This is a genomic window from Acetomicrobium mobile (genome assembly GCF_937920065.1).
Genome location: NZ_CALETC010000092.1, coordinates 1 through 2,082, shown reverse-complemented (window position 1 = coordinate 2,082; position 2,082 = coordinate 1). Strand labels below are relative to the sequence as shown.

Annotated in this window: 2 protein-coding genes; one reads left to right on the top strand and one right to left on the bottom strand. The window is 46.6% G+C overall.

The features are described from left to right. Positions 1–1,244: diphosphate--fructose-6-phosphate 1-phosphotransferase (gene pfp / locus Q7P41_RS03965; protein ID WP_303882287.1), on the bottom strand; the 1,244-nt coding region annotated here is incomplete at its 3' end. 216 nt (positions 1,245–1,460) lie between these two features. Between pfp and Q7P41_RS03960 the strand changes: the two genes are divergently transcribed. After that, on the top strand, positions 1,461–2,082 hold a 622-nt coding region (locus tag Q7P41_RS03960), incomplete at its 3' end, for an endonuclease III domain-containing protein (protein WP_303882286.1).

Sequence of the window (2,082 nt, the reverse complement as noted above, 5' to 3'; positions counted from 1 at the left end):
CCGTATTTTTCGATGAAGTCCTGGGGCGTCATGTTGGCGATGCGGGCCATCTTGTTGACGAAGAATTTTGACTCAAAGTCATCCCGGGTGAGCCTGATCATGTATTCTCTGGCTATGCGGTACTGCAGGGAGTTGATGTCAACGGTTCTTATCTTCATCTTGCCTGTCGTGGGATCTACGATGTCATCGAACATGATAGGGGTTAATTGGTTATTTTGTATCGTTATTATTGCGTTGGTGCCGCCGTCTGCCAAAAACTTAAAGGCTCCGTAGCCTAAGTTGCGCGTGTATTCCACGTCGAAGGGGTTCGGGGGAGCACACCTTACCTCGTATCCGATTTCTTTGTTCTGAACGGATATGGGAATGTCCATCTTCTTGAGTTCGCCGTTGAGCTGTCTTTTTAGCACGTCGGAGAAGTTGATCTCGGCGTAGCGAACATGGCCATATTCGTCTTTTTCTATGGAATCTATGGCTGACAATTCGTGGGACGACATCTTTGAAATTAACCCTTCCGCGGCCACTATCACGCCGTGGTCTCTTTCTAAGGCTAATCTTTTTATGATCGTGCCGCTCATGATATCAATGACGTGTTTCAGGCTTATGGTCTCGCCCTCGAATTCCTCTGGAATGATGGTAAGCGTGGCGCTTGCACTTTTGCCGATCCCTAAGGCCAGATGCCCGCTGACTCGGCCCATTGTGACGACCAAAAACCAACGGCCCATTGTCTTTGCGTCTTCCATGAGGTTCATGACGAGTTCGGCGCCCAAGGCCCTGGCCGTTTCATAGCCGAAAGTAGGAAGGCCCTCCGGCAAGGGCAAATCATTATCTATGGTCTTTGGGACGTGGACAAAGCGTATGTTGAGCCCTAGCTTTTCTCTTGCAAACTCGGATACTTTATGTGCGGCGTAGGCGGTATCGTCTCCTCCGATGGTGACTATATGGGTGACTCCCAAGTCAACGAGGTTTTCTACAACTGTTCGAAGGATGGCCTCGCTTTTGGTGGGGTTAAAACGAGACGTCCTGATTATGCTTCCTCCTTCTTTATGGATGCGGCTTACCATGTCGATAGTGAGGGGGATGACTTTTTTGTTGGCGGTGGCTAGGTGGGAAAAGCCGTCGTAAATGCCCAATACGTCCCAACCGTTGTTTCGTGCCTCTATGGTTACCGAAGCTATGACGTTGTTTATGCCAGGAGCAGGTCCACCTCCGCAAATTATCGCCAAGGTATTGCCCTGAAAATTCATGTTTTTGTGCCTCCTTTTGTGCAACTGCTTTATAGATCATAACAAGTTTATCGTATTTTAACTACGTTTCTTTATTCTGTCCATGTATCAAGTAAGATTTTGACGTTTCTATTCCGGATCGTCATTAATAGTCGATATCTCCTGCGTGCCTGAGGAGGGGAATGCAACAGCAAAGATCAAAGAGATGGTTTAAGATAGTTAGGGATGGATGGCAAGATGAATAAAAAGTTGTTGATCATATATGAAGCGCTTTTAAAACATTACGGCCCACAAGGCTGGTGGCCGCTGACGAGTCTTGTCGAAGAAGGAAAAGATGGCGGCTATCATCCTGGAGACTACGAGCATCCAAAAACGGAACTTGATGCATATGAGATCATAGTTGGGGCGATACTGACTCAAAACACATCTTGGTCGGCCGTTGAGCGGGCGATTCAAAATTTAAGGCAAATGGGCGCCCTTAATCCTCATGCATTGCTTTCTTTAAGTGATAGCGAGCTTAAAAGAGCCATAAAACCCGCAGGATTTTATAACCAAAAAGCGCTATACTTGAAAGAAGCAACGAAGTTTTTTATGAGTCTAAGCAAAAAGACGCCGACGCGAAAAGATTTGCTGTCTGTAAAAGGCGTTGGCAACGAGACGGCCGATTCTATATTGCTTTATGCTTACAAGCAACCTCAATTTGTCATCGACGCTTACACTAAACGAATTGCCTTCGCCCTGAACTTGGCGGATGAAAGAGCGGGCTACATGGAGCTAAAAAAATTGTTCGAATCAAATTTACCCAAAGACGTCGCATTGTATCAGGAGTTTCACGCCTTGTTGGTAGAACATGCAAAGC